This is a genomic window from Methylosinus sp. DMC45 (assembly GCF_056313885.1).
Genome location: NZ_JBQUZK010000019.1, coordinates 215,359 through 238,102 on the forward strand (window position 1 = coordinate 215,359; position 22,744 = coordinate 238,102).

Here is a 22,744-nt window from a genome sequence, read left to right on the forward strand (position 1 = left end):
GGGCTCACGCCCGCTCGAACCAGGGCGTCAGCACCGGATAGCCCTCGCCGGCCAGCAGCGAGGCGGTCTCATAGAGCGGCAGGCCGACGACGGCCGAATAAGAGCCGATGAGCCGCACCGCGAAAGCGCCCGCGAGCCCCTGAATCGCATAGCCGCCCGCCTTGCCGCGCCATTCGCCGGACGCGAGATAGGCGTCGATCTCGGTCGAGGAGAGGCGCTTGAAGCGCAGGCGCGATTCGACCAGGCGACGGCGCTCGGCCCCGCGCGGGGTGATCAGCGTGACGCCGGTAAAAACCCTATGCTGGCGGCCGGAGAGCAGGCGCAGGCAATCCTCGGCCTGCTCTATGTCCTCGCATTTGGGCAGGATTCGTCGCCCCACGGCCACCACAGTGTCGGCCGCGAGCACATAGCTGCCCTCGAGATGGGGCTGATAGGCCCTTATCTTTATGGCCGCGGCGGCCTTCTCGCCGGCGAGACGCTGGGCGAGGCTGCGCGGCAGCTCGTTGCGCTGCGGAGTCTCGTCAATGTCGGTCGGCAGCAGAGCGTCGGCGTCGAGGCCGATCTGCTGCAGCAGCTCGAGCCTGCGGGGCGAGGCAGAGGCCAGCACCAGCTTGGGCCGCGTGTCGGTCGGGTGGGACGTCAAGACGATCGGCTCCGCCATAAATCGAAATTATTTGAAACGATAGGTAATCCGCCCTTTGGTGAGGTCATAGGGCGTCATCTCCACGAGAACCTTGTCCCCGGTGAGCACACGGATGCGGTTCTTGCGCATCTTGCCGGCCGTATGGGCGATGATCTCGTGCTCGTTCTCGAGCTTGACCCGAAACATCGCGCTGGGCAGCAGCTCGGTGACGACTCCGGGAAACTCCAACAGTTCTTCCTTGGCCATGTGGTTCCTTCTTCAGAGGCCGTTAGCGGACCTCGGATAGCGAAAGGCCCGCTTGCGAAGCGGGCGCTCATCAATATGGGATCGAAGCCGGGACGCGCAAATCCGCGCCGGACCCTAATCGAGTACGGCCGATTTGTGAACCTCGCCTTTTGCTCCGTCGCGCGCTTCAGCGCTCCGGGGCGTGGACGATCGAGCCGGCGGCGGGCGGCTCGATCACGCGGGGCTCGGGAGCGGCCTCGCCCGCCGATGGGACGAGGGCGCCGCCCTTGCTGTCCCCCGCCCAGGCGCTGAGCAGCTCCCAGGCGACGGCGAGCACCACTGGGCCGACGAAAAGGCCAATGATTCCATGCACCAGCACGCCGCCGATGACGCCGACGATAATGACCAGCAGCGGCGTCGTGAGCCCGCGCGCGATGACGATGGGCTTCAGCACATTGTCGACCAGCGTCACCGTCAACATGCAGCAGGTGAAGAGCAGCGCCGGCAGCGTCTGCATCTCCGTCCAGGCCCAGATGATGGAGGGAACCACCACCATCAGCGGCCCGATCTGGACGATGGCGAGCACCAATATGCACAGGGTCAGCAGGCTCGCGCCCGGCGCGCCGGCGAGCTGCAGGCCGAGGCCGCCGATCGCCGCCTGCAGCAGCGACACGCCGATGACGCCTCGCGAGACGGTGCGGATCGTCGAGCCGGCGAGCTCGACGAAATGCTCGGCGCGTTTCGAATCGATGCGCGTCACCGCGGTCTTGATGGCGCGCACCAGCGCCGGCCCGGGCGCGAACAGAAAGCCGGCGATAATGACCGAGATCAGGAATTTGAACACGCCGGCGCCGGCGTTCTTGGTCGCGTCCAGCGCGATCTCGCCATAGGGCTTGAGCTGCGGCAGCGCCTGGGCCAGCGCGCTGCGCAGATTGGTGGAGGCGAGCTCCCAGAATTCGTACGCCGATTCGCCGACGAAGGGCCAAGTGCGCAAGGTTTCGGGCGGCGGCGGCACCCAGACGCCGCCGGCGTCGATTCGATCGGCGAGCGCGCGCAGGCCGTCGACGACGCCGAGGCCGAGCCAGGTCGCCGGCCCGATGACGAAGAGCAGGCCGAGAAAAGTGATGATCGTCGCCGCCAGCCGCCGGCGGCCGCCGAGCCGGCCACTCATCCATTCAAAGATGGGATAGAGCGCCACGGCGAGAATGGCGCTCCAGGTCACGATGGTGACGAAGGGCCGCACCAGCAGGAAGGACCAATAGGCGAGCGCGCCGAGCGCGCCGAGCCGGATGATCAGGTCGATGAGTGTCGCGTTGAGCCGCCGCCGGCCGGACGCTTCGCGCTGGTCCTCGATCACCGAGCTATCCCCAATTTTTTCTGCGCCCCGCCGCTGCGACGCGCCTCCCCCCGGACAACATAGCGCGGATCGGCAATGGTTTCACGCCCGCGGCTGCGTTTACGCCTATCGCCCGAGCGCCATGGCGAGCCGCGCCACGATCAGCCGCCCGAAGAGCCGCAGCGGAAAGCCGCGAAAGCTCGGCGCATCCTGCGGCAGCGGCAGCGAGGAGCGGCGGCGCGCGACCTTAGTTCGCATTTCTATGGGCGGCAGATCGCCGACATAGCGCAGCCGATAGGTGGAAACCCAGAAGCCGGGATCGAATTTCAGGAACATGCCCGTGCTGCAGCAGGAGGCGACCACTCTGCGGGTCGGCGAATCGGGCTTCAGCCGGTGATCCTCGAGCAGTTCCGCGCCCGCGACGCAGCGAAAACGGTCGTCGCGATAGGTGAGATAAGGCGTGCCGCCGTCGGGATCGCGCAGGAGATGGGCATGGGGCAGAGATTCGATCCTGCGGCCGCCCTCCTGGCAATCGGAGCAATAGCAGACGGCGCTGACGATCGGCTCACCGACCGCCTCGCAGCGCACGCGCCCGCAGGCGCAGGTGAAGCTTCGGGATACGTGAGGCACGATCCAAATCCTCCGGCGACCCTCGCGCGGCGGGCGCGCCGCGCCTTCCAATCACCCCATCACAGAAACTTGATGAACTCGCAATCGAGGCATTTGCCGAGCTCCGCATAGGCGGCGACCAAGGCCCCGCAAGACGCCAGAATGCCCTTGACCAGATCCTCCAGCTTGAACCCTCTCGACCCGACGAAGGTCAGCTCGCCGAGCTTGTGAATGAGGTTTTGCGTCGCCACGGCGACCGCCATGCTCTGCTTCGAGCATTTTGCCATTTTCTCCGGGGTCGGGTCGCATTTGGCGCGTTCCTGCGCGAGCCGCTTTATGAACTCCATCACCATCTCACGTATATTTTCGATAACGCGCTGCAGCACTTGCCCGGGTGAGGGAAGATTCATCGCCTCGCGCAATTCCTCGACCTTGCGGTTCATGAAACGATCGAAGTCTTGCCGCGCGCGCGGGTTGGCGTTCAGCATCGCGACCAGCGCCACATACATCAGAATGATCACTATGAGGATAACGGGGATCGCCACCACCGCGCCGCCTGTGACGGGAACCAGATCACCGACATATTTCGCGGTCTTGCGATCGAATTCGTTCAATTGGCGATTTTCGACGCCGGCCAGCTCCAGCATTTTCCGCATTTCTTTGATCGCCTCGTCGATTTCTCCCAAGGTCAGCGCCAAGGCCGGAGCGGTATGCGGGCCGATGACGCCATCGGCGATCAAGCCCCTGCTCCGCTGAAACTCGATGACGCGGCCCTTGGTCAGCGGTCCGAAAATTCCATCGACAGCGAGACCATCGAGCGAAGAGGGAGGAGCGGCGTTGAGATAATGCTGGGCGTGCGAGACCTCCGAGCCTCGGCATCCGAAACTCAGCAGCTGCCCGGGACGCAACCATGACTGGGCCATGACGATTCCTCTTCGAAAAGCGACGATGGTCGAATTTCCTCGCGGCGCGGCTTCCGCGCATGCATCGAGGCCCATCGGCGAACGATCAAAAACGTCTCCGAGTATTACGCAATTCGTGTCGACTGCAAGGCTTCCGGCGTCGCGCGGAGCTGGGTCTTCCGCCATTCGATCGAGCGCCGCGCATGGTCTATGGCCAGCGAGGACACGGGATATTGATCCGCCGCGGTCTCGCCATCCGCGAGCTTGTTGACGCAATCGGCGACGAGCGCGCGAAACTCCGCCTCGATTCGCTCGAGGCCGGCGCTGTCGGCGGTCAGCGCCTCGTCTGCGAGGGTCAGCAGGCGAAAAACGCGATTTTGATCCTGCGCGAGCCGCCGATTGTTCCATAGGCCGAGCAGCACGGCGACGAGCGAGCCCAAAAGGCTCAGCGGAATGCCGATAATGTAGAAATATTGCTGGAGCGAATCGAAAAAGCTCTGATCGCCGCTCGCGAGATAGGCGGCGACGCCGGGATGGACCGGCAGCAGCGGATTCTGCGACTCAAGATCGGGAGCCTCGATCTGCGCGCCGCCCGGCGACAGGGCAGCGAGCTTGGCCTTGGTCTTGAAAATGGAGCGGCCGATCGCCCCGGCGACGACATTCAGCATAGAGAAAGGCGCGACCAGCCGATAGGTGACGGCGAGGCCCTTCACCGTATCGTCGGGCACGGGCGGATGCGCCTTGAAGGCGCCTTCGGGGATATCCACAGATTCGAAGCCCGGAAATCGCTTCACCAGCGCGTCCGCCTGATCCATCGCCAGGAGCTGGGGCGGGCTCTTCATCGCCTTGGCGATGGAGGCGACGACATCGACCGCCTGCCCCGGCCCGATCGGCCCCACCGCCAGCGCCGCCGCCGCGCGGCCTGCGCGCAGGGCCGGGCCGATCTCGCCGAGCGGCAGGACGAGGCGCTTCACGCTCGCCGCCGGAACGTCGAAATAGGCGAGGATTTCATCGAGCGCATGCTGATTTTCCGTCTGCAGCGCGCCCTCCGGCACGGCGATGGTCTTGCGGGCGAGGCCGGCGGCGTCCTTGATCGGCGAGCCGTGCGGCAGCACGATCGCCACCACGTCGCGGCGCAGAATGGCGATGGTCTGGCCATTGGAGGGCGCCGCGACATCGGTGCGCACAATGGCGAGATTGACCTTGCGGTCCTCGAGCGCCTTGGAGCTGGCCTCGAGATCGGCGACCGGGACCTCCTCCACGCGGAGGAAAGGATGCGTCCCGGACACGACATGAATGAAGGTGGAGATGGCGCGCTGGGCCGGCGACGTCGCCGGGCCGGTGGTGATGCGCAAGGTCGCCCGCGGCGACAGGTAATAAAAGAGCGACAGCGCCGCCGCGAGTGCGAACAGCAGAATCGCGACCCAGAAGATCAGGCGCGGCGCATGGCCTTTGGGCATGGGGCCTCCTCCCTATGCGAGGAGAAATAGGCCGGCGCGCGCCACAGCCCACGGCCTCGTCATGCGCTCTTCCCAATCGCGCGCGCCGGGCATAAATCTCGCCGCATGAGCGATACGCCCGACCTTCCCGAAACCCTCGATGAGGAAGAGGACCTCGCGGAGGAGGCCGAAGGCGCCGCTCCGCCCGAGCTCGCGGCCGACACGCCGGAGAGCGTCAAGCGCGGCGTCTCGGTCATCAAATCCTATTGGAAGAACGCGCCCAACGGGCCCGGCGTCTATCGCATGATCGCCGAGAATGGCGAGGTTCTCTATGTCGGCAAGGCCAAGAATGTCCGCAAGCGCATAGCGAGCTACACGCGCCTCGCCGGCCATGTGAACCGCATCGCGCGGATGATCTCGGCCACCGCCTCGATGATGTTCATCTCGGTCGAGACCGAGACCGAGGCGCTGCTGCTCGAGACCAATCTCATCAAGCAGATGAAGCCGCGCTTCAACGTGCTGATGCGCGACGACAAGAGCTTTCCCTATATTCTCATCGCGCGCGATCACGAGGCGCCGCAGATCGCCAAGCATCGCGGCGCGCGCTCGCGCAAGGGCGATTATTTCGGCCCCTTCGCCAACGCCGGCGCGGTGGGACGCGCGCTCAATGCGCTGCAACGGGCGTTTCTGCTGCGCTCCTGCACCGATTCGTTCTACGAGAATCGCACGCGGCCCTGCCTGCTCTATCAGATCAAGCGCTGCGCCGGCCCTTGCACGGGCGAGATCTCGATCGCGGATTATTCCGTGCTGGTGCAGGAGGCGCATGACTTTCTGACCGGCAAGAGCCGCTCCGTGCGCGAGCAGCTCGCCACGGAGATGACTGCGGCGGCGGAGCGCCTGGAATTCGAGCGCGCCGCGCGGCTGCGCGACCGCATCTCCGCGCTGTCGCTCATTCAAGGCACGCAAGGGGTCAATCCGCGCAGCGTCGAGGAGGCCGACGTCGTCGCCATCGCCAAGGAGGCGGGGCGCTTCTGCATCGAGGCGTTTTTCTTCCGCGCTTTTCAGAATTGGGGCGATCGCGCCTATTTCCCGCGCGCCGATCAGAGCCTGTCGGAGGAGGAAGTGCTCGGCTCCTTCCTCGCGCAATTCTACGGCGAGCATCCGCCGGCGCCTTTGGTGCTGCTCTCCCATGCGATCGAGGATCGCGAGCTGTTGACGGAGGCGCTGTCGGACAAGCTCGGCCGCAAGGTGGAGATCGCGACGCCGCAGCGCGGCGAGAAGCGCGAGCTGGTCGAGCATGCGCAAACCAACGCCAAGCAGACGCTGACGCGCAAGCTCACCGAGGACGCCAGCCAGGAGAAGCTGCTGGTCGCCCTCGGAGAAATGTTCGGCATGGAGAAGCCCCCGCGCCGCGTCGAGGTCTATGACAATTCCCATACGGGCGGCCAGCAGGCCATAGGCGCGATGATCGTCGCCGGGCCGACCGGCTTCATGAAGACGCATTATCGCACCTTCAACATAAAGAGCGCCGAGATCACGCCCGGCGACGATTACGCCATGATGCGGGAGGTGCTGGCGCGCCGCTTCGCCCGAATCGCGAAGGACGCAGAAAAGCCGGAGGAAGAGGCGCCGGACGCTTTTCCGTCGAAGCCCGATCTCGTGATCATCGACGGCGGCCGCGGACAATTCGACGCCGCGCGCGCCGTGGCGGCGGAGATCGGCCTCGAGGGCGTGACCATCGCCTCCATCGCCAAGGGCGCCGACCGCAACGCCGGCCGCGAGATGTTTTTCGTCGAGGGGCGCGAGCCCTTCCGCCTGCCGCCGCATGATCCTGCGCTCTATTTCGTCCAGCGCCTGCGCGACGAGGCGCATCGATTCGCCATCGGCACGCATCGGGCGCGGCGCAAGAAGGAATTCGCCAAGAACCCGCTGGACGAGATCGCGGGCGTGGGGCCGGCGCGCAAAAGGGCGCTGCTGCTCGCCTTCGGCACCGCCAAGGCGGTGGCCGGCGCCGCGCTCTGCGACCTCGAGAATGTGCCGGGCGTGAACAAGGCGACGGCGCGGCTCGTCTTCGACCATTTCCAGCGCGGCGGCTGAGACGGCGAGCGTCTAAAATTTGTGCGCGGCTCGGCGACGGTCTCGTCGGCGCTGACCGAGCGGCAAAATGCCGGTTTTGCCGAAGCTTCCCGCCGCTGCGCAGGAGATCGGACCGGCGACGGAGGCGCGCGGCGGCGGCGAGGAGCCCGTCTCTTCTATTGACAAGGGAGGCGCTCGCCATGTTCCTTCGCGGCATGACATCGACGGCCATTCCGCCGCGCCGCGGGCGCGCGCTCTCCCTGCCCAATATTCTGACCTACGGCCGGCTCGTCGCCGTGCCCGTGGTCGCGGGACTCCTGCAATGGCCCGACGAGCATTGGATGCGCTGGACGGCGCTCGGCGTCTTCACCGCCGCCGGCATCACCGATTTCTTCGACGGCTATCTCGCCCGCGCCTGGGCGCAGCAATCGTCGCTCGGCGCCATGCTCGACCCCATAGCCGACAAGCTGCTCGTCGCCGCCACTCTGCTGATGGTGGTCGCCGACCAGACCATTTCCGGGCCGACGATCTGGGCTGCGCTCATCATTCTCTGCCGCGAGATTCTGGTCTCCGGCCTGCGCGAATATCTCGCAGAGCTGAAAGTGCCGCTGCCGGTCAGCGCCATCGCCAAATGGAAGACGACGCTGCAGCTCTTCGCGCTCGGCTTCTTCATCGCCGGCCGCGCCGGCGAGCTGGTGCTGCCCGGCACGGTCAATATCGGCAGCGTGCTGCTGTGGATCGCCGCGCTGCTGACGCTCTACACCGGCTATGACTATATGAGAGCCGGCTGGGCGCATTTCGGAACGGACGAGGCGCGATGAAGGCTCTCTATTTCGCCTGGGTGCGCGAGCGAATCGGCCGCGCCGAGGAGGAGCTCTCCCCTCCCCCGGAGGTGGCGACCGTCGGCGAGCTCATCGCCTGGCTGAAGTCGCGCGACGAAGCCTATGCTCTGGCTTTCGAGAACGCCGCCGTCATTCGCACGGCGATCGACAAGGCCCATGTGCGCCATGAGACGCCCATCGCCGGAGCGCGGGAGATCGCCTTTTTCCCGCCGATGACCGGAGGATAAGGGGGCGAGTAGCGAGTAGCGAATAGGTCTACTCGCTACTCGCTACTCGCTGCTCGATCATGACCCCCACCATCCGCATCCAATCCGCTCCCTTCGATCCCGGCCATGAAGCCGCGCTGATCGAGGACGGCCGCCGCGACATCGGCGCGATCGTCTCCTTCACCGGCCTCTGCCGAGACGAGGACGGCGCGCTCGCGGCGCTGGAGCTCGAGCATTATCCCGGCATGGCCGAGGAGGAGATCGCCCGCGTCGCCGAGGAGGCGCTCGCCCGCTGGCCGCTCTCGGCGCTCACGATCATCCACCGCCATGGGCGCATTCTGCCGGGCGAGCGAATCGTGCTCGTCATCACGGCCGCGCGCCATCGCGGCGAGGCCTTCGCCGCGGCGGAGTTTCTGATGGACTATCTGAAGACCAGAGCGCCCTTCTGGAAGAAGGAGCATCGCGCCGACGGCGGCGTCGGCGACTGGGTCGAGGCCAAGGCCAAGGACGACGCCGCCGCCGAACGCTGGAACAAGTAGCTAGAGCCTCGTCACCGCCCCGTCCGCCGTCGCGACGCGAATGTCGGCGTAACGGCAGGCGCCGCGACGACGCTGGAAGGGCGTGATCGCCAGCAGCCAAATATGGCTGATCGCCTTGGCCGGCCCGCCGATATGGGCGGCGTAATCGGCGGCGACGTCGCGCTCCAGCGCCCGCCACTCTCCGAGCCCCGCGGCGCCCGAATCGACGACCATATGAGTCTCGACCGCGCTCCAGCCGGCGAGCGGACACCGGAAGACTTTTCCGGTCGGCAGACCGGCGCTCCAGAAATAAGTGAGGTCCTGCCCGTCCTCGAATTTCACGCCGATCGAGAGATAGTCGTGAAAGGGCGGCGCATCCTCCGGCTTCGCCGAAGGAAGCTGGTCGATTTTCCAGCGCCAGCCGAACTTGGGTCCAGTGGCGAAAGGGATCGGCAACGGGCGCTCGATGATGGAAGCGGAGCCGGCGCTCTCGCAGACGATCTCGCCATTCGCCTCGCGTGCGAAGATTTCCGCGCCGCCGCCGAGACTGAAGAGATCGTTCCAGCCATCCGGCAATTTGCGGCCGCGTTTCAGCCTGGCGATCTCGGCCGCCAGCAGCCCGTCGACGTCGCCATGTGCGGCGAGGCTCTCGAGACCCCGAGCCGCATCGCCCTTCCACAGCAGCGCGACGCCGAGGATTTTCACCTCCTGCTTGCGATATTCCGCCTCGGGCGTCCACAGCCTGCCGTCCGCATCGGCGAATTGCGCGGCGGAGCGGGCGATCTCCAGCGGGCCGTCATGGGCGGCGGTCATTGTGCCCGTATCGACGCCGGGGCTGTAGATCGGCCGCTTGCCGCGCGTGCGGGCATGAAAGACGAGGCCCGGCGCGAACCAGAGGTCATAGGGCCGAGCGATCCACATGCGGCCGGTGACGAGAAAGCTGACCTGCTGGCCCTTGGCCGCCGTGAGGCGGAGGTCGATCCAGGGCAGATCATCGCCATCGATCTCGAACACACGATAGGAAACGAGCTCGCCCGAATGGGCGCGCGCAATAAGCGCCGCCATGTCGCGTTTGAAAGCGTCACGCTCGAGATCCGCGCTCTCGGCCATTGCGGCCGGAGCGATGAAAGGCAGAGCGGCGCCCAGCGCGCCCATCTGCAACATCTCGCGCCGAGACAATCCAGCCGACGCGCGTCCGAGACAATAGAGGCACATGTCCAAAAATCCTCCCCGAATTCGGGCAAATCCCCCGATGGATCGGCCTTTGTGAGCCGATAGGGAATGCTATCGTCCGGCCGCGGGCGACGCTTGCCAGGACATGCCGAAAACGCCGTTCGATGGCGCGCGAGGGCAGATGCGACAAACGGGCTACACACGCGCGAGCACGCTGGGGCCGATCGCCGAGGTCGTCGGGGCCACTGGCGGCTCGATCGAGCGCGTGTTTCGCCGCGCGGAGCTGCCGCTCGGCCTGCTCGAATCGCCGGACACGCTGCTGCCGCTGCGCGATCATTTCCGCCTGCTCGCCGCCTCCTCCCGCGAGCTGGCCGACGAGGCCTTCGCCGCCCGCCTCGGCCGCAGGACGTCGATCGCCGGCCTCGGCGTCTATGGCAAATGGGTGACGCTGGCGCCGACTCTGCTCGAAGCCATCCATCGCGCCGGAACGAGCCTGCCGCATATGCTGCAGAGCGCGACGCGGCTGGTCCTGCGACGGCAGGGCGAGGAGGTCGTCTGGTCCTATGAGCTGGACGACCCCGCGACCGAGGGCCGGCCGCAGAACGAGATGCTGGCCGTCTGGTATATGATCGCCCTCGTGCGGCATTTCGCCGGCGCGCGCTGGCTGCCGCGCCGCGTGATGTTCGGCGGCCTGCCGGCGAGCGCGCGACGATCGATCGGCGAGCAGATGGGCGCCGACATCGTGCTCTGCGACGGCCCGGGCTCGATCGTCTTCGATCAGCGACTGCTGATGACGGTCAATCCGCGACTGAGCGAAGGCGATGGACTCGGCGCCGAGGAGATCGCCTGCATCTTCGACATTCCGGCGCGGGACGATCTTCCCGGCAAGATCGGCGTGCTCATCGAGCTGGAGCTGCTCGGCGGCCGTCCGACGCTCGAAACCGTCGTGCGGCGGGCCGGGCTGTCGAAGCGCACGCTCCAGCGACGGCTCGGCGATCTCGGACTCAGCTACGCCGATCTCCTGCGCGATACGCTGCAGCGCCGCGCGATTCGTCTGCTGCGCCGATCAGACCTATCGATCACCGAGATCGCCGCCCGGCTCGGCTATAGCGATCCGGCGCATTTTTCCCGCGCCTTCGAGCAATGGAGCGGCCTCGCACCCAGCCGCTGGCGCGAATTGGCGAGAACGGCGGATCGATAGGCGAGAAACGAAAAAGACGGCCACTGGGGCCGCCTTTCTCATTTTCCGCGAAAGAAGCTCACTCCGTATAGGCGAGCGCCCCGCCCGGCAGCTGCTGCTCCACGCCCTTGTAGCGATTGGAGCGCTGGCCCATCATCGCCTCGAAGGCCTGGTGAACCTCGCTCACCGACTTCGGCTTCATCTTCTTGCCCTCGCGGGCGAAGAAGATCGGCTTATTGGCGCGGGCGGGCCGCGGCAGCAGCTTGGCGGCCGGCGTGTTCGGCGCCTCCTCCACCTTCGCCATGAAGCGCGCGGCGTCGTCCGGCCCCAGGAAGTGGATGAGATAGGTCTCGCCCACGGTCAGCGGACGGCCGAGGCGCTCGGCGATGCGCTCGCCGTCATGCTTCAGCATCTCGGCGGCGAAGACCGCGGAAAGATACGGATCATTGCGCATGGCCAGAATCTCGGAGCGCTTCTGCGGCGCGACGCGATAGTCGCCGTCGATCGCCTCCGCCGCGGCCTCCTGGCCATAGCTGCGGCCGAACATGCGCACGGCCTTCAGCCAAGTCGAATCGATGAACTGGAACAGCCCGCTCGCCGAGGAGGTGCTGGCCTTGGCCTTGGGCGCGAAGCTCGACTCCTTGTCGGCGATCGCCATCAGCATGGCCGGATCGGAGCCCGTGGTCTTGGCCGCCTGCACCACATGCTCGACAATGGCGCGGGCGACGCGCACGGGGCCGAACTGCAGCACAGCCGGAGCGCCGGAGAGGCTCGCCTGCGCCTCATTGGCGAGGTCGGCGGCGCCGGACCACGCTTTCACCGCCTCGCCCATGGCCTCGGCGGCGTCGGCGTCGAGAGGCTGATCGGTGAGGCCGCGATTGGTCAGAAAGAACAAGGGCGGCGGCGCCCGTCGGCTCTGCGCCCCGGCTCGCGACGCCTCGGACAGTCTGAACCGGCCCCATCCATCCGGCATGGACAGCAGCGCCGCAACCAGGGCGAAGGCGAGAGCCGTCGCTATGGCGAAAGCGCGAAGGAGCATGTGAACGGATCCGTCGGCCCCCGCGAGGGGGCGGTCCGCGTCTGCGCGGTTGAGCACGGGCAGAAAGCGCGACCATTTCGGCGCCGACGCTTCGCCGCGAACGGCAGGAGCTATCGCTTCGAAAGACACTCTGTTTCATTCCTCGCTGTTGTTTGGACGAGACAGAGGCTAGCAACCGCGAGGGGCGAAAAATCGACTGCGCGCGTCACGCGCGCGTCACATTCGGGCGGGGCTCCGCATTTCCCACAAGCCCTTAAAAATGAAGCGATCGGCTACGTACGGAGCCGGCGGGCCGATTCGCCCGCCACATTTGCGCCGAATCGACACAGCCACGCTTCTGATTGAAAAAGCTAAGATTTTTTCCAAATCGTCAGAAGCTGGTCAGCTTCGCCAGCATATTGCGCACGAAATTGAACTCGGCCCCGGCCGTGGGCGTCGTGCGGCTGATGAAATCGACGACCTTGCCGTCCTTCAGCCCATAATCGGCGATGCGCTGGACCTTTTTCGACTTGTCGAAATAGACGGCGAGAATGTGCTGGTCGGCGACCTCGGGCGGCAGGAAGGCCAGCTCGCGCTCTATGCGCTGGCTGAAATAGTACCAGGCGTCGCCGCCGATCGTCGATGTCGTCGACGGCGTGCCGAGCAGAGCCAGCACTTGCGGGGCCGGCAAGCCGACCTTCACCTGCGCGGCCTTGCGCTCGTCGATGACGGCGCCGCGATTGATGACGCCGTCATAGCCGAGGCACCCGGCGAGCGGCGCCGCCAGCAGAGCGAGGGCGGCGAGGCGGCGGGCCTGCCGCGAGACGACGACGAGCGAAACCCGAGACCGCATTTTTCTCTCCGCGCTGCGCCTCTCCCGAGGCCGACCTCTGTCGCGACAATGTTCGAGCTTGCCTAACTCTCGCTCTTCACGAAAGCAAGCAGCGACGCCTCCGGCGCGACGCTCGGGCTGGCGTCGGGGCCTCTTCGACCGTATCAATGGCCGGAAAATGGCGAAGCTTCGACCAATGGGCGCGGCGCCCATCTATATTTCATATTGTCGGCCGAAGCGGCGACGTCCGAGAAGAAGGAGCGGCGAATGAGCGACGATCTGCAATTGCCCGAAACCCCGTTCTCGCGCCCGCTCGCCGCCACGGACGTTCCCGAGGACGGGCTGGAGCTGACCATCTCCGCCGACGCCTCCGAGCGCGCGGCCCTCGCCGAAACGGACGATCTCGTCGCGCTGAGAAGCCTCGAGGCGAAGCTGAAAGTGACGCGCGCGGGCCGCGGCGGCCTGCGCGTCGCCGGCGAGCTCACCGCCGATCTTCGCCAGACCTGTGTGGTGACGCTCGAGGAGTTCGACGCCCGCGTCGTGGAGCCCATAGACGTGTCCTTCGCGCCGGAGGCCGCCCCCGCCGCCCCGCCCCCGACGGAACGCATGTCGCGCCGCCGGCGCGAGGCCGAGCCGGAGGAGCAAAAGGAGCCGAGAGCGAGCCGGCACATCGCCGATCTCGACGAGGACGCGCCCGATCCGCTCATCGGCGGGCGAATCGATCTCGGCGCCATCGTCGCGGAATTTCTCGCGCTGGCGCTCGACCCCTATCCGCGCAAGCCCGGCGCGCGCTTCGCTCCGCTGGAAGAGAGTGAGGAGGAAGAAAAGCCGCCGGCGAAAGTCTCGCCCTTCGCCGGCCTGCGCGACGCGCTCGGCAAGGGTCGCCGAAGCTGAACGCGCCCCGCCGGGACCGGCCCGCACGCGGGAAGCGAGAGCGGCGGCAGGAATTGCTCTTGCGCTGGCGCCGCGCAAATGGCAATTCGTCACCCGCTGGCGCCTTGGGCCGGCGGCGCGCCCGATCCACGACGAGAAATCGCGAGGAGCCGAGGGCAAGAGCGGGCCTCAGCGGCTCCGCTTCGCCGCATCTTTCGCGCGTTCGGCGGACCCGTGGGGCGGAGCGTTGCGGGCCGCGCGGACATTCGCAATTCGTATTCAGTTCGGGAGACGAGGCAGAATGGCGCAGCCCATTCGCATAGCGTTGGACGCCATGGGCGGCGATCATGGTCCGAAAGTCACCATCGCCGGCGCCGCCATCGCTCACGATCGTCATCCCGACAGCAGCTTTCTGCTGTTCGGCGACGAAGGGCAGATTCGCGCCGAGCTGGCCGCGCATCCGCGCCTCGCCCATGTCGCGACCGTCCGTCACTGCGATGTCGCCGTCCGCATGGACGACAAGCCGAGCCAGGCGCTGCGCTCCGGCCGCCGCGTCTCCTCCATGTGGCAGGCGATCGAGGCGGTGAAGAAGGGCGAGGCCGATGTCGCCATCTCCGCCGGCAACACGGGCGCGCTGATGGCCATGGCCAAGGTCTGCCTACGCACAATGGCCAAGATCGAGCGTCCCGCGCTCGCCTGCCTGTGGCCGGCGCCGACGGCGCGCGGCTATTCCATTGTGCTCGACGTCGGCGCCTCCATCGGCGCGGACGCGCGTCATCTCGTCGATCTCGCCGTCATGGGCGTAGCTATGGCGCGCTCGCTCTTCGACATAGAACGGCCGAGCGTCGGCCTGCTCAATGTCGGCGTCGAGGAGATCAAAGGCGTCGAGGAGGTCAAGACCGCCTCGCGCCTGCTGAAGGAGGCCGAGCTTCCCGATCTCGACTATCACGGCTTCGTCGAGGGCGATGAGATCGGCAAGGGCGTCGTCGACGTGGTGGTAGTGGAGGGCTTCTCCGGCAATATCGCGCTGAAGACCGCCGAAGGCACGGCGACTCAGATCACCAATTATCTGCGCGAGGCGATCGGCCGCAGCTGGCTCGCCAAGCTCGGCTATCTCTTGGCGCGCGGCGCCTTTCGCGAGCTGCGCGACAAGATCGACGTTCGCAACATCAATGGCGGCGTGTTTCTCGGCCTCGAGGGGATCGTCATCAAGAGCCATGGCGGCGCCGATGCGCTGGCCTTCGCCCGCGCGGTCGAGATCGGCTATGAGATGGCGCATCAAGGCCTGCTCTCCAAGATCCGCGACATGCTGGCCTCGAGCCGCCGCGACGACCAGGAAGCCGCTCAGTGACTCTTATCCAGCGCCCTCTGCGCTCTGTCGTCGTCGGCCTCGGCAGCTATCTGCCGAGCCGCATCCTCACCAATGAGGAGCTCGCCGCCAAGGTCGACACCAGCGACGAATGGATCACGCAGCGCACCGGCATAAAGGAGCGTCACATCGCCGCGCCCGGCGAGACGACCTCCATGCTCGGCGAGAAAGCGGCGCGCGCCGCGCTGGCCGACGCCGGCCTCGGCCCGGAGGATATCGATCTCGTCATCGTCGGCACATCGACGCCCGACTATACTTTTCCTTCGACGGCGACGCAGATTCAGGCCGCGCTCGGCATGACGCACGGCGCCGCCTTCGATCTTCAGGCGGTATGCTCGGGTTTCGTCTATGCGCTGACGACGGCGGAGAAGTTTCTTCGCTCCGGCTCGCATAAGCGCGCGCTGGTGATCGGCGCAGAGACGTTCTCGCGCATTCTCGACTGGACCGATCGCACGACCTGCGTGCTGTTCGGCGACGGCGCCGGCGCCGTTGTGCTCGAGGCGCGCGAGAGCGAAGGCTCGCTCGCAGAGCGCGGCATATTGACGACGCATTTGCGCTCGGACGGACGCCATCGCGCGAAACTGCATGTCGACGGCGGCCCCTCCTCGACCGGAACGGTCGGGCATTTGCGCATGGAAGGCAAAGAAGTCTTCCGCTTCGCCGTCGGCATGGTAACGGATGTCGTTACGGACGCCTTTGCGGCGACGGGTTTCACGGCGACGGACCTCTCCTGGTTCGTGCCGCATCAGGCCAATCGCCGCATCATCGACATGTCGGCGACGAAGCTCGGAATCGCGCCGGAAAAGGTCGTCGCCACAGTGCATTTGCACGGCAACACCTCGGCCGCCTCCATCCCCCTCGCACTGTCGGTCGCGCGCGACGACGGACGCATCAAGCGTGACGATCTCGTGATGCTCGAAGCGGTCGGCGGCGGATTCACCTGGGGTTCGGCGCTCATCCGCTGGTGAGGCGCCACGAAATCCCGGTCGTGAAACTGCAACCTGCGCTTGATTTTCGTCGTAGTTTCTGAAAAATAATCAAATTGAGTTTTTCGCTCCTCGCGAACGGGGCCTGCGGCGCCCTGTTGCGATCATCCGCGACGAACCCGCCTCGCGCGAGAGTTGTCACAAACCAGAAAAAGAAGTCGAGCTCGACGATGTTAGTTTCGTTTTGAATCGATAAGGCCGATCATGTCGCAAAATGTTTCAGAAAAAGCCCCGCCGGCAGTCGAAGACCTTTCCCGGGACGAAAACGTCATTTCCGAGATTCCAACCTCACAGGGACATCACACGGTGACGCGCGCCGATCTCGCGGACGCCGTACATCGCCGCATCGGCCTCTCGCGCGCCGAGTCCGGCGAGTTCGTCGAAGCCGTGCTGTCGGAGATTTTCAACGCCATCGTCTCCGGCGAGGACGTGAAGCTCTCCTCCTTCGGCTCCTTTCATATTCGCTCCAAGGGCGAGCGCGTCGGGCGCAATCCCAAGACGGGCGCCTCGGCGCCGATCACCGCGCGCCGCGTCGTGATGTTCAAAGCGTCCAATGTGCTGCGTGGACGCATCAATGGGCGTCACGACGCAGAGGATTAGCGCTTCTCGTCGAGCGGCGCCGGATCGTTTCGCTTGCCGAGGCCGCGATCGGCGACGTAGAAGCGCGCCATGAGCGAGCGAGCCAGAGACTCTGCGCAGACGGTCGAGCGAGCGTCCATGCCCACCGCCGTCTGGGCGCTGGGCGTCACCTCGCTGTTCATGGATTTCTCGTCCGAGATGATCCATGCGCTGCTGCCGGTCTATCTCGCCGGAACGCTCGGCGTCGCCATCGCCGAGATCGGCTGGATCGAAGGCGCGGCGGAAGCGACGGCGCTCGCTGTGAAGGTCGTCTCCGGCCGCGTCTCGGACATGATCGGCCGCCGCAAAGGGCTGGCGCTCTTCGGCTACGGCCTCGCCGCGGCGGTGAAGCCGATCTTTCCGCTCGCCAGCGGCGCGGCGGAAGTTATCGCGGCGCGCGTGCTCGACCGCGTCGGCAAAGGATTGCGGGGCGCGCCGCGCGATGCGCTGATCGCCGACGTCACCACGCCGGAGCAGCGCGGCGCCGCCTATGGCCTGCGCCAGACGCTCGACACGGTCGGCGCGGTCATCGGCCCGCTGGCGGCGATCGCATTGATGCTGGCGACGCATGACGACACGCGCTTCGTCTTTTGGATCGCCTGCCTGCCGGCGCTGATCTGCGTGCTGGTTCTCGCCGTCTTCGTTCACGAGCCGGAGGAGACGCGCCCGCCCGCCACTGGACGCAAGGCGCTGCTCGCCGGATTTTCCGAGCTGCCGCGCGCCTTCTGGCTGCTGCTCACATTCGGCGCCCTGCTCGCCGCCGCGCGCGTGGGCGAAGCCTTTCTCGTGCTGCGGGCGACGGACGCGGGCTTGCGCATCGCCTTCGCGCCGCTGACGCTGGTGGCGATGTCCTTCGTCGCCATGATCGCCGCCTATCCGGCCGGCAAGCTCGTCGATCGCTGGAACGAGCGCCGTCTGCTCGTCGCCGCGAGCGTGACGCTGGCGATCTCGGAGGCCGCGCTCGCCGCCTCGCGGGAGCTTTCTTTCGTCTTCGTCGGAATCGCGCTCTGGGGCCTGCATATTGCGCTGGCGCAAGTGGCCTTTTCGGCGCTGATCGCCCGCGCCGCGCCGGCGCATTTGCGCGCCACCGGCTTCGGCGTCTTCGGCCTCGCCAACGCCGTGGCGGTGATCGCCGGCAATGTCGCCTTCGGCGCGCTGGCCGAGGCGAGCGGCCAAGGCTTCGCCTATGGCTGCGCCGCCGCCGCCGCTCTGGCGCCGCTGGCGCTTCTGCCGGCCATGTCGGGAGAGGGCGAAGCGCGCAATGGCTAAAGCCCGCCAGAGCTTCTTCTGCCAGAGTTGCGGAGCGGTGACGAACCGCTGGCAGGGCCGCTGCGAATCCTGCAACGAGTGGAACACGATCGTCGAGGAGAATGGCGGAGCCGGCGGCGGCTTCGGTCCGACGGCGCGGGTCGGGCGCGGCCGGCCTTTCGCGCTCGAGGCGCTGGCCGGCGACGCGAGCCCTGCCCCGCGCATCGCTACGGGCATAGAAGAATTCGACCGCGTGACCGGCGGCGGCTTCGTGCCCGGGTCGGTGGCGCTGCTCGGCGGCGAGCCGGGCATCGGCAAATCGACGCTGCTGATCCAAGCCTGCGCGGCGCTGGCGCGGCGGGGCGAGCGCGTCATCTATATCTCGGGCGAGGAGGCCGCGGCGCAGGTGCGGCTGCGCGCCGAGCGGCTCGGCCTTTCCGACGCGCCGGTCGAGCTCGCCGGCGCCACGCAGGTCGAGGATATTCTCGCCACCTGCTCCGCCGGCAAGCGCGCGGCGCTGATCGTCATCGATTCGATCCAGACCATGCATACGGAGGCGGCCGATTCGGCGCCCGGCACGGTGACGCAGGTGCGCGCCAGCGCCCAGGCGCTGCTGCGCCACGCCAAGCTCAGCGGCTCCACCGTCATTCTCGTCGGCCATGTCACCAAGGACGGCCAGGTCGCCGGCCCGCGCGTCGTCGAGCATATGGTCGACGCCGTGCTCTCCTTCGAGGGCGACAGCGCGCATCACTTCCGCATGCTGCGCGCCTCCAAGAACCGATTCGGCGCGACCGGAGAGATCGGCGTCTTCGAGATGACCGGCGCCGGCCTCGCCGAGGTCGCCAACCCCTCCGCCCTGTTTCTCGCCGGGCGCGACGCCGCCGCTCCGGGCGCCGCCGTGCTCGCCGGCATGGAAGGCCAGCGCCCCATGCTGGTGGAGATTCAGGCGCTGGTCGCGCCCACCTCGCTCGGCACGCCGCGCCGCGCCGTCGTCGGCTTCGATTCGAATCGGCTGTCGATGATTCTCGCCGTGCTGGAGGCCCATGCCGGGCTGAAGCTCGGCATGCACGACGTCTATCTCAATGTCGCCGGCGGACTGCGCGCCGATGAGCCGGCAGCCGATCTCGCCGCGGCGGCGGCGCTCGTCTCCTCGCTGACCGGCGCCACTCTGCCCGCGGAGCTGCTGTTTTTCGGCGAGATCGCGCTCTCCGGCGCGGTGCGGCCGGTCATTCACGCCGGCGCGCGTCTCAAAGAGGCGGGCAAGCTCGGCTTTCGCCGCGCCGTGCTGCCGCAGGCGCAGCAGACGAGCGAAGACGACAAAGCGTCGGGAGTCGCTTTGTCGCATTGCGGCCATGTCGCCGCGCTGGTCGCCGACATTGCGAAAGATTCGGTCGGCGCGCGCGAGCGCGGACGCCCGCAGCGGCAGAGCTGAAGCCGTAAAAAGGCTTTTCGCACGCGCCGAACGACCGGCTCCGCCCCGCGCGCCTCTTTGCCCTCCACTCAGAATACGTAGCCACAGCCCTGACGAATAGGTGTTTTTACTTGTCTCCCTCAACAAACATCACAGGAATGACGACGTAGACGCAGAATAATCGGTGCAGCGCCCCGCAGGGATGGTTGCAGAAAATTAACCACGCGCAATAATGATTTCATTCAGCGAATCACACGTTTTTCAAGTTTCCACGAGGCCGACCAATGCAATCTCGGGAATTTGCGGAGACGAGCAGAGAAATCGCCCGCTGGAGTGAGCCATTAGTCGCGGATCGAATATTCAGTGTCTATGAGGCCTGGTTTCGAGGACGTCGACAAATGTGGGACGCTCTGGGGCGGCAGCATTGCCGCATGTGGCGCAGCCTGCTCGAGGGCGAGCCGCTATTGGCGCGCGACGCCCGCAACGATCTCGTTCTGCTCGCCCGCCGCGCCAACATAGAAGAGCGCTCGCTCGAGGCCATAGACGAGACCGTGATGGACGAGCTCTTCCGCGTGATCCTGCGCCGCTGGCAAGGCCGCGACGAGGCGCGCCTGCACGGCATGGCGCTGATGATCGCAGCCTCCACCCTGGGGGAGATTCGCCGCGCCGCCTGAGCCCCTGCGGCGGCCGCCCCGCTTCCTCCGCACGCCTCCCGCGCCACCCTTCTCGCAAATGCCGCAATCGCGGGGTTTGTAGCGCGCATCGCGCGCGCTTGTGGACAAACGGCGCCGCCCGCGCCGGGACGTGACGAATTTGGGCCGCTCCCTTATACTCTGCGCCGAGATTCCGACGGCGACGACGAACGCGCCGGCCTCGAGCTTCGGCGGCGCCTTCGCAGCGCCGCCCGAGCGCCGGGCGCGACCCAAGGGATTCACGTTAGAGCGCGCGACCGCGCTCTAGAGAAGACGAAACACGAGAGGCCTTGCACATGCCGTCCTATCTCGATCTCGCCGTCACCATAGTGGTGCTGGTCTCGGGCCTGCTCGCGCTGCTGCGCGGCTTCACGCGCGAGGTGCTGGCCATTTTGTCCTGGGTGGCGGCCGCAGCCGCGGCATATTATTTGTATCACTTCGTCTCGCCATATCTGGCGACCTATCTGCCGAAGGAAAACATACGAAACCTCGCGGCGGCGGCGGTCGTGTTCTTCGCAACGCTGGTGGTCGTGTCCTTGTTCACCGTGAAGCTCTCGGACGTCATTCTCGACTCCAAGATCGGCGCGCTGGACCGCACGCTGGGCTTCCTCTTCGGCGCGGCGCGCGGCTTGCTGCTCGCCGTGGTGGCCTTTTTGTTCTATGCTTGGCTGGTGCCGGACGCGAGCCAGCCGGAGTGGATCAAGAACGCCCGCACCAAGCCGGTGCTACAGGCCTCCGGCGACAAGCTGCGGGAGTATCTGCCCGACGACATCGAGGGGCTGGTCGCCAAGATCAAGACGAAGAAGGGCGTCGGCGCGGAAGAGCCGCCGGCCGAGTCCGACGGCGACGCCGGCAAGAGCGACGCCGAGACCGCGCCCGAAAAGCGCGGCGATCTTACAAATCGGCCGTCCGTCGCCACATATGGCTCGAACGACCAGCAAAAGCTCGACGCCCTGGTCTCGGGGCGAAAAGCGCGGTGAGCGTAACGCGTCGACGTGACGACGCCTGAGGAGAAGCGACGAATGAACGGTTCTGACCTGGGCGGCGGCGGCGAACGTCCTTCCATGTCGACCATGTCCGACGATGATCTCGACGGCGACCGCCTCCGCGAATATTGCGGCGTCTTCGGCATATTCGATCATCCAGAGGCGACGGTTCTGACCGCGCTCGGGCTGCACGCCCTGCAGCATCGCGGACAGGAGGCGGCGGGCATCGTCGCCTTCGACGGCAAGCGCTTCAACTCGGAGCGCCGCCTCGGCCTCGTCGGCGATCATTTCTCGCATGAGAGCACGATCAAGCGCCTGCCCGGCAATTCGGCGATCGGCCATGTCCGCTACGCCACCACCGGCGAGACGATCCTGCGCAACGTTCAGCCGCTGTTCGCCGAGCTCAACACGGGCGGCTTCGCCATCGGCCACAATGGCAATCTCACCAACGCCCATACGCTGCGGCGCGATCTGATCGAGGAAGGCGCGATCTTCCAATCGACCTCCGACACGGAGGTGATTCTCCATCTCGTGGCGCGCAGCCGCAAGACGCGGCTGGTCGAGCGCTTCATCGAGGCGTTGCGCTCCATAGAGGGCGCCTATGCGCTGGTGGTGCTGTCCAACAAGAAGCTGATCGGCGCGCGCGATCCGCTCGGCATTCGCCCGCTCGTCATCGGCGAGCTGGACGGCAAATATATTCTCGCCTCGGAGACCTGCGCTCTGGACATCATCGGCGCGCGCTTCGTCCGCGACGTCGAGAATGGCGAGGTCGTCATCATCTCGGAGGAAGGGCTGGAGAGCGTCAAGCCCTTCCCGTCGCAGCCGATGCGTCCCTGCATCTTCGAATATATCTATTTCGCGCGTCCCGACTCCATCGTCCACGGCCGGCCCGTCTATGAGGTGCGCAAGGCCATGGGCGCAGAGCTCGCCCGCGAGCGGAGGATCGAGGCCGACGTCGTCGTGCCCGTGCCCGATTCCGGCGTGCCGGCGGCGCTCGGCTATGCGCGCGAGTCGGGCATTCCCTTCGAGCTCGGCATCATCCGCAATCACTATGTCGGCCGCACCTTCATTCAGCCGACGCAGACCGTGCGCGAGATCGGCGTGCGCTTGAAGCATAGCGCCAATCGCTCCGTCGTCGCCGGCAAGCGGGTGATACTGATCGACGATTCGATCGTGCGCGGCACGACTTCGGTGAAGATCGTGCAGATGATGCGCGACGCCGGCGCGCGCGAGGTGCATTTCCTCATCTCCTCGCCGCCGATCACCAATCCCGATTATTACGGCATCGACACGCCGCAGAAGGAGAAGCTGCTCGCCGCGACGCATACGCTCGAGGAGATGCGGCAATATATCGGCTCGGACAGCCTCGCCTTTCTCTCGATCGACGGCATCTACCGCGCCATGGGCGAGGACAAGCGCGATCCCGTGCGGCCACAATTCACCGACCATTGCTTCACGGGCGACTATCCGACGACGCTCACCGATGTGACCGAGGAGCGCGTGCGCACGCAGCTGTCGCTGCTCGCCGAGGCGAGCTGAGGCGCATAGATCGCCGCGTCACG

The 22,744-nt window shown here is 66.5% G+C and carries 24 protein-coding genes; 14 read left to right on the top strand and 10 right to left on the bottom strand.

Annotated features, from left to right (window positions below):
- Nucleotides 1-4 precede the first annotated feature (4 nt).
- From ACT53T_RS05605 to ACT53T_RS05630, 6 genes are all read right to left on the bottom strand, one after another.
- The gene (locus tag ACT53T_RS05605) at nucleotides 5-661 is read right to left on the bottom strand and encodes a Maf-like protein (RefSeq protein ID WP_400769158.1); all 657 of its coding nucleotides are present in this window, start codon (nucleotides 659-661) and stop codon (nucleotides 5-7) included.
- Between the two features lie 9 nt (nucleotides 662-670).
- Nucleotides 671-889, bottom strand: coding sequence for a translation initiation factor IF-1 (infA, locus tag ACT53T_RS05610; RefSeq protein WP_018266249.1), 219 nt, complete (start codon nucleotides 887-889; stop codon nucleotides 671-673).
- A 166-nt stretch (nucleotides 890-1,055) separates the two neighbouring features.
- On the bottom strand, nucleotides 1,056-2,225 hold the full coding sequence (locus ACT53T_RS05615) for an AI-2E family transporter (RefSeq protein ID WP_400769162.1): 1,170 nt from the start codon (nucleotides 2,223-2,225) through the stop codon (nucleotides 1,056-1,058).
- Nucleotides 2,226-2,330: 105 nt separating this feature from the next.
- The gene (locus ACT53T_RS05620) at nucleotides 2,331-2,834 is read right to left on the bottom strand and encodes a GFA family protein (RefSeq protein WP_476160462.1); all 504 of its coding nucleotides are present in this window, start codon (nucleotides 2,832-2,834) and stop codon (nucleotides 2,331-2,333) included.
- A gap of 59 nt (nucleotides 2,835-2,893) precedes the next feature.
- Nucleotides 2,894-3,736, bottom strand: a complete 843-nt coding sequence (locus ACT53T_RS05625; protein WP_476160463.1) for a peptidoglycan-binding domain-containing protein — start codon at nucleotides 3,734-3,736, stop codon at nucleotides 2,894-2,896.
- A gap of 104 nt (nucleotides 3,737-3,840) precedes the next feature.
- On the bottom strand, nucleotides 3,841-5,175 hold the full coding sequence (locus ACT53T_RS05630; protein ID WP_476160464.1) for a TAXI family TRAP transporter solute-binding subunit: 1,335 nt from the start codon (nucleotides 5,173-5,175) through the stop codon (nucleotides 3,841-3,843).
- A gap of 105 nt (nucleotides 5,176-5,280) precedes the next feature.
- Here ACT53T_RS05630 and uvrC point away from each other — a divergent pair, with 105 nt between their 5' ends.
- The 4 genes from uvrC to ACT53T_RS05650 all read left to right on the top strand — a co-directional run bounded on the left by uvrC (nucleotide 5,281) and on the right by ACT53T_RS05650 (nucleotide 8,817).
- Complete coding sequence (gene uvrC / locus ACT53T_RS05635) at nucleotides 5,281-7,251, top strand: excinuclease ABC subunit UvrC (protein WP_476160465.1); 1,971 nt, start codon at nucleotides 5,281-5,283, stop codon at nucleotides 7,249-7,251.
- A gap of 179 nt (nucleotides 7,252-7,430) precedes the next feature.
- Nucleotides 7,431-8,051: a CDP-diacylglycerol--glycerol-3-phosphate 3-phosphatidyltransferase gene (gene pgsA, locus ACT53T_RS05640; RefSeq protein ID WP_018266255.1), complete on the top strand. Its 621-nt coding sequence runs from the start codon at nucleotides 7,431-7,433 to the stop codon at nucleotides 8,049-8,051.
- Nucleotides 8,048-8,299 carry a molybdopterin converting factor subunit 1 gene (gene moaD / locus ACT53T_RS05645; RefSeq protein ID WP_024880614.1) on the top strand — a complete coding sequence of 84 codons (252 nt, stop codon included), beginning with the start codon at nucleotides 8,048-8,050 and terminating at the stop codon, nucleotides 8,297-8,299. Before pgsA ends, moaD begins: the two co-directional genes overlap by 4 nt.
- Before the next feature lie 59 nt (nucleotides 8,300-8,358).
- On the top strand, nucleotides 8,359-8,817 hold the full coding sequence (locus tag ACT53T_RS05650; protein ID WP_400769175.1) for a molybdenum cofactor biosynthesis protein MoaE: 459 nt from the start codon (nucleotides 8,359-8,361) through the stop codon (nucleotides 8,815-8,817).
- On the opposite strand, the gene ACT53T_RS05655 is transcribed toward ACT53T_RS05650, so the two are convergent.
- Nucleotides 8,818-9,960 carry a DUF3047 domain-containing protein gene (locus tag ACT53T_RS05655; RefSeq protein ID WP_476160466.1) on the bottom strand — a complete coding sequence of 381 codons (1,143 nt, stop codon included), beginning with the start codon at nucleotides 9,958-9,960 and terminating at the stop codon, nucleotides 8,818-8,820.
- Between the two features lie 154 nt (nucleotides 9,961-10,114).
- Between ACT53T_RS05655 and ACT53T_RS05660 the strand changes: the two genes are divergently transcribed.
- The gene (locus tag ACT53T_RS05660; protein ID WP_476160467.1) at nucleotides 10,115-11,170 is read left to right on the top strand and encodes an AraC family transcriptional regulator; all 1,056 of its coding nucleotides are present in this window, start codon (nucleotides 10,115-10,117) and stop codon (nucleotides 11,168-11,170) included.
- 58 nt (nucleotides 11,171-11,228) lie between these two features.
- Here the strand turns inward: ACT53T_RS05660 and ACT53T_RS05665 are convergent, their stop codons facing one another.
- Together ACT53T_RS05665 and ACT53T_RS05670 are read right to left on the bottom strand one after the other, a co-directional pair.
- The gene (locus ACT53T_RS05665) at nucleotides 11,229-12,188 is read right to left on the bottom strand and encodes a transglycosylase SLT domain-containing protein (protein ID WP_476160468.1); all 960 of its coding nucleotides are present in this window, start codon (nucleotides 12,186-12,188) and stop codon (nucleotides 11,229-11,231) included.
- A gap of 370 nt (nucleotides 12,189-12,558) precedes the next feature.
- Nucleotides 12,559-13,020, bottom strand: a complete 462-nt coding sequence (locus tag ACT53T_RS05670; protein WP_476160469.1) for an outer membrane protein assembly factor BamE — start codon at nucleotides 13,018-13,020, stop codon at nucleotides 12,559-12,561.
- 246 nt (nucleotides 13,021-13,266) lie between these two features.
- Here ACT53T_RS05670 and ACT53T_RS05675 point away from each other — a divergent pair, with 246 nt between their 5' ends.
- The 4 genes from ACT53T_RS05675 (at nucleotide 13,267) to ACT53T_RS05690 (ending at nucleotide 16,827) form a co-directional block, all read left to right on the top strand.
- Nucleotides 13,267-13,893 (top strand): YceD family protein, encoded by a 627-nt coding sequence (locus ACT53T_RS05675; RefSeq protein ID WP_476160470.1) that lies wholly within the window; start codon nucleotides 13,267-13,269, stop codon nucleotides 13,891-13,893.
- A 280-nt stretch (nucleotides 13,894-14,173) separates the two neighbouring features.
- On the top strand, nucleotides 14,174-15,223 hold the full coding sequence (gene plsX / locus ACT53T_RS05680) for a phosphate acyltransferase PlsX (RefSeq protein ID WP_476160471.1): 1,050 nt from the start codon (nucleotides 14,174-14,176) through the stop codon (nucleotides 15,221-15,223).
- A complete protein-coding gene (locus ACT53T_RS05685; RefSeq protein WP_476160472.1) occupies nucleotides 15,220-16,209 on the top strand; it encodes a beta-ketoacyl-ACP synthase III in 990 nt (329 codons plus the stop codon). Before plsX ends, ACT53T_RS05685 begins: the two co-directional genes overlap by 4 nt.
- Before the next feature lie 222 nt (nucleotides 16,210-16,431).
- Nucleotides 16,432-16,827: an integration host factor subunit alpha gene (locus tag ACT53T_RS05690; RefSeq protein ID WP_018266264.1), complete on the top strand. Its 396-nt coding sequence runs from the start codon at nucleotides 16,432-16,434 to the stop codon at nucleotides 16,825-16,827.
- On the opposite strand, the gene ACT53T_RS05695 is transcribed toward ACT53T_RS05690, so the two are convergent.
- Nucleotides 16,824-16,946: a hypothetical protein gene (locus tag ACT53T_RS05695; protein ID WP_400769193.1), complete on the bottom strand. Its 123-nt coding sequence runs from the start codon at nucleotides 16,944-16,946 to the stop codon at nucleotides 16,824-16,826. The two genes, ACT53T_RS05690 and ACT53T_RS05695, sit on opposite strands and share 4 nt — an antisense overlap.
- Here ACT53T_RS05695 and ACT53T_RS05700 point away from each other — a divergent pair.
- The 5 genes from ACT53T_RS05700 (at nucleotide 16,945) to purF (ending at nucleotide 22,721) form a co-directional block, all read left to right on the top strand.
- A complete protein-coding gene (locus ACT53T_RS05700) occupies nucleotides 16,945-18,114 on the top strand; it encodes an MFS transporter (protein WP_476160473.1) in 1,170 nt (389 codons plus the stop codon). The genes ACT53T_RS05695 and ACT53T_RS05700 overlap by 2 nt on opposite strands.
- On the top strand, nucleotides 18,107-19,525 hold the full coding sequence (gene radA, locus ACT53T_RS05705) for a DNA repair protein RadA (RefSeq protein WP_476160474.1): 1,419 nt from the start codon (nucleotides 18,107-18,109) through the stop codon (nucleotides 19,523-19,525). Before ACT53T_RS05700 ends, radA begins: the two co-directional genes overlap by 8 nt.
- Before the next feature lie 377 nt (nucleotides 19,526-19,902).
- Nucleotides 19,903-20,178: a hypothetical protein gene (locus ACT53T_RS05710; protein ID WP_108918117.1), complete on the top strand. Its 276-nt coding sequence runs from the start codon at nucleotides 19,903-19,905 to the stop codon at nucleotides 20,176-20,178.
- 314 nt (nucleotides 20,179-20,492) lie between these two features.
- Nucleotides 20,493-21,176: a CvpA family protein gene (locus tag ACT53T_RS05715; RefSeq protein ID WP_018266270.1), complete on the top strand. Its 684-nt coding sequence runs from the start codon at nucleotides 20,493-20,495 to the stop codon at nucleotides 21,174-21,176.
- An 84-nt stretch (nucleotides 21,177-21,260) separates the two neighbouring features.
- On the top strand, nucleotides 21,261-22,721 hold the full coding sequence (purF, locus tag ACT53T_RS05720; protein WP_476160536.1) for an amidophosphoribosyltransferase: 1,461 nt from the start codon (nucleotides 21,261-21,263) through the stop codon (nucleotides 22,719-22,721).
- Nucleotides 22,722-22,744 lie beyond the last annotated feature (23 nt).

Bases quoted from the DNA above. Each gene is read 5' to 3' on its own strand.
- ACT53T_RS05605 (WP_400769158.1), bottom strand. From the start codon at position 661: ATGGCGGAGCCGATCGTCTTGACGTCCCACCCGACCGACACGCGGCCC.
- infA (WP_018266249.1), bottom strand. From the start codon at position 889: ATGGCCAAGGAAGAACTGTTGGAGTTTCCCGGAGTCGTCACCGAGCTG.
- ACT53T_RS05625 (WP_476160463.1), bottom strand. From the start codon at position 3,736: ATGGCCCAGTCATGGTTGCGTCCCGGGCAGCTGCTGAGTTTCGGATGC.
- ACT53T_RS05630 (WP_476160464.1), bottom strand. From the start codon at position 5,175: ATGCCCAAAGGCCATGCGCCGCGCCTGATCTTCTGGGTCGCGATTCTG.
- uvrC (WP_476160465.1), top strand. From the start codon at position 5,281: ATGAGCGATACGCCCGACCTTCCCGAAACCCTCGATGAGGAAGAGGAC.
- pgsA (WP_018266255.1), top strand. From the start codon at position 7,431: ATGTTCCTTCGCGGCATGACATCGACGGCCATTCCGCCGCGCCGCGGG.
- moaD (WP_024880614.1), top strand. From the start codon at position 8,048: ATGAAGGCTCTCTATTTCGCCTGGGTGCGCGAGCGAATCGGCCGCGCC.
- ACT53T_RS05650 (WP_400769175.1), top strand. From the start codon at position 8,359: ATGACCCCCACCATCCGCATCCAATCCGCTCCCTTCGATCCCGGCCAT.
- ACT53T_RS05655 (WP_476160466.1), bottom strand. From the start codon at position 9,960: ATGTTGCAGATGGGCGCGCTGGGCGCCGCTCTGCCTTTCATCGCTCCG.
- ACT53T_RS05660 (WP_476160467.1), top strand. From the start codon at position 10,115: ATGCCGAAAACGCCGTTCGATGGCGCGCGAGGGCAGATGCGACAAACG.
- ACT53T_RS05665 (WP_476160468.1), bottom strand. From the start codon at position 12,188: ATGCTCCTTCGCGCTTTCGCCATAGCGACGGCTCTCGCCTTCGCCCTG.
- ACT53T_RS05670 (WP_476160469.1), bottom strand. From the start codon at position 13,020: ATGCGGTCTCGGGTTTCGCTCGTCGTCGTCTCGCGGCAGGCCCGCCGC.
- ACT53T_RS05675 (WP_476160470.1), top strand. From the start codon at position 13,267: ATGAGCGACGATCTGCAATTGCCCGAAACCCCGTTCTCGCGCCCGCTC.
- plsX (WP_476160471.1), top strand. From the start codon at position 14,174: ATGGCGCAGCCCATTCGCATAGCGTTGGACGCCATGGGCGGCGATCAT.
- ACT53T_RS05690 (WP_018266264.1), top strand. From the start codon at position 16,432: ATGTCGCAAAATGTTTCAGAAAAAGCCCCGCCGGCAGTCGAAGACCTT.
- ACT53T_RS05700 (WP_476160473.1), top strand. From the start codon at position 16,945: ATGCCCACCGCCGTCTGGGCGCTGGGCGTCACCTCGCTGTTCATGGAT.
- ACT53T_RS05695 (WP_400769193.1), bottom strand. From the start codon at position 16,946: ATGGACGCTCGCTCGACCGTCTGCGCAGAGTCTCTGGCTCGCTCGCTC.
- radA (WP_476160474.1), top strand. From the start codon at position 18,107: ATGGCTAAAGCCCGCCAGAGCTTCTTCTGCCAGAGTTGCGGAGCGGTG.
- ACT53T_RS05710 (WP_108918117.1), top strand. From the start codon at position 19,903: ATGTGGGACGCTCTGGGGCGGCAGCATTGCCGCATGTGGCGCAGCCTG.
- ACT53T_RS05715 (WP_018266270.1), top strand. From the start codon at position 20,493: ATGCCGTCCTATCTCGATCTCGCCGTCACCATAGTGGTGCTGGTCTCG.
- purF (WP_476160536.1), top strand. From the start codon at position 21,261: ATGTCGACCATGTCCGACGATGATCTCGACGGCGACCGCCTCCGCGAA.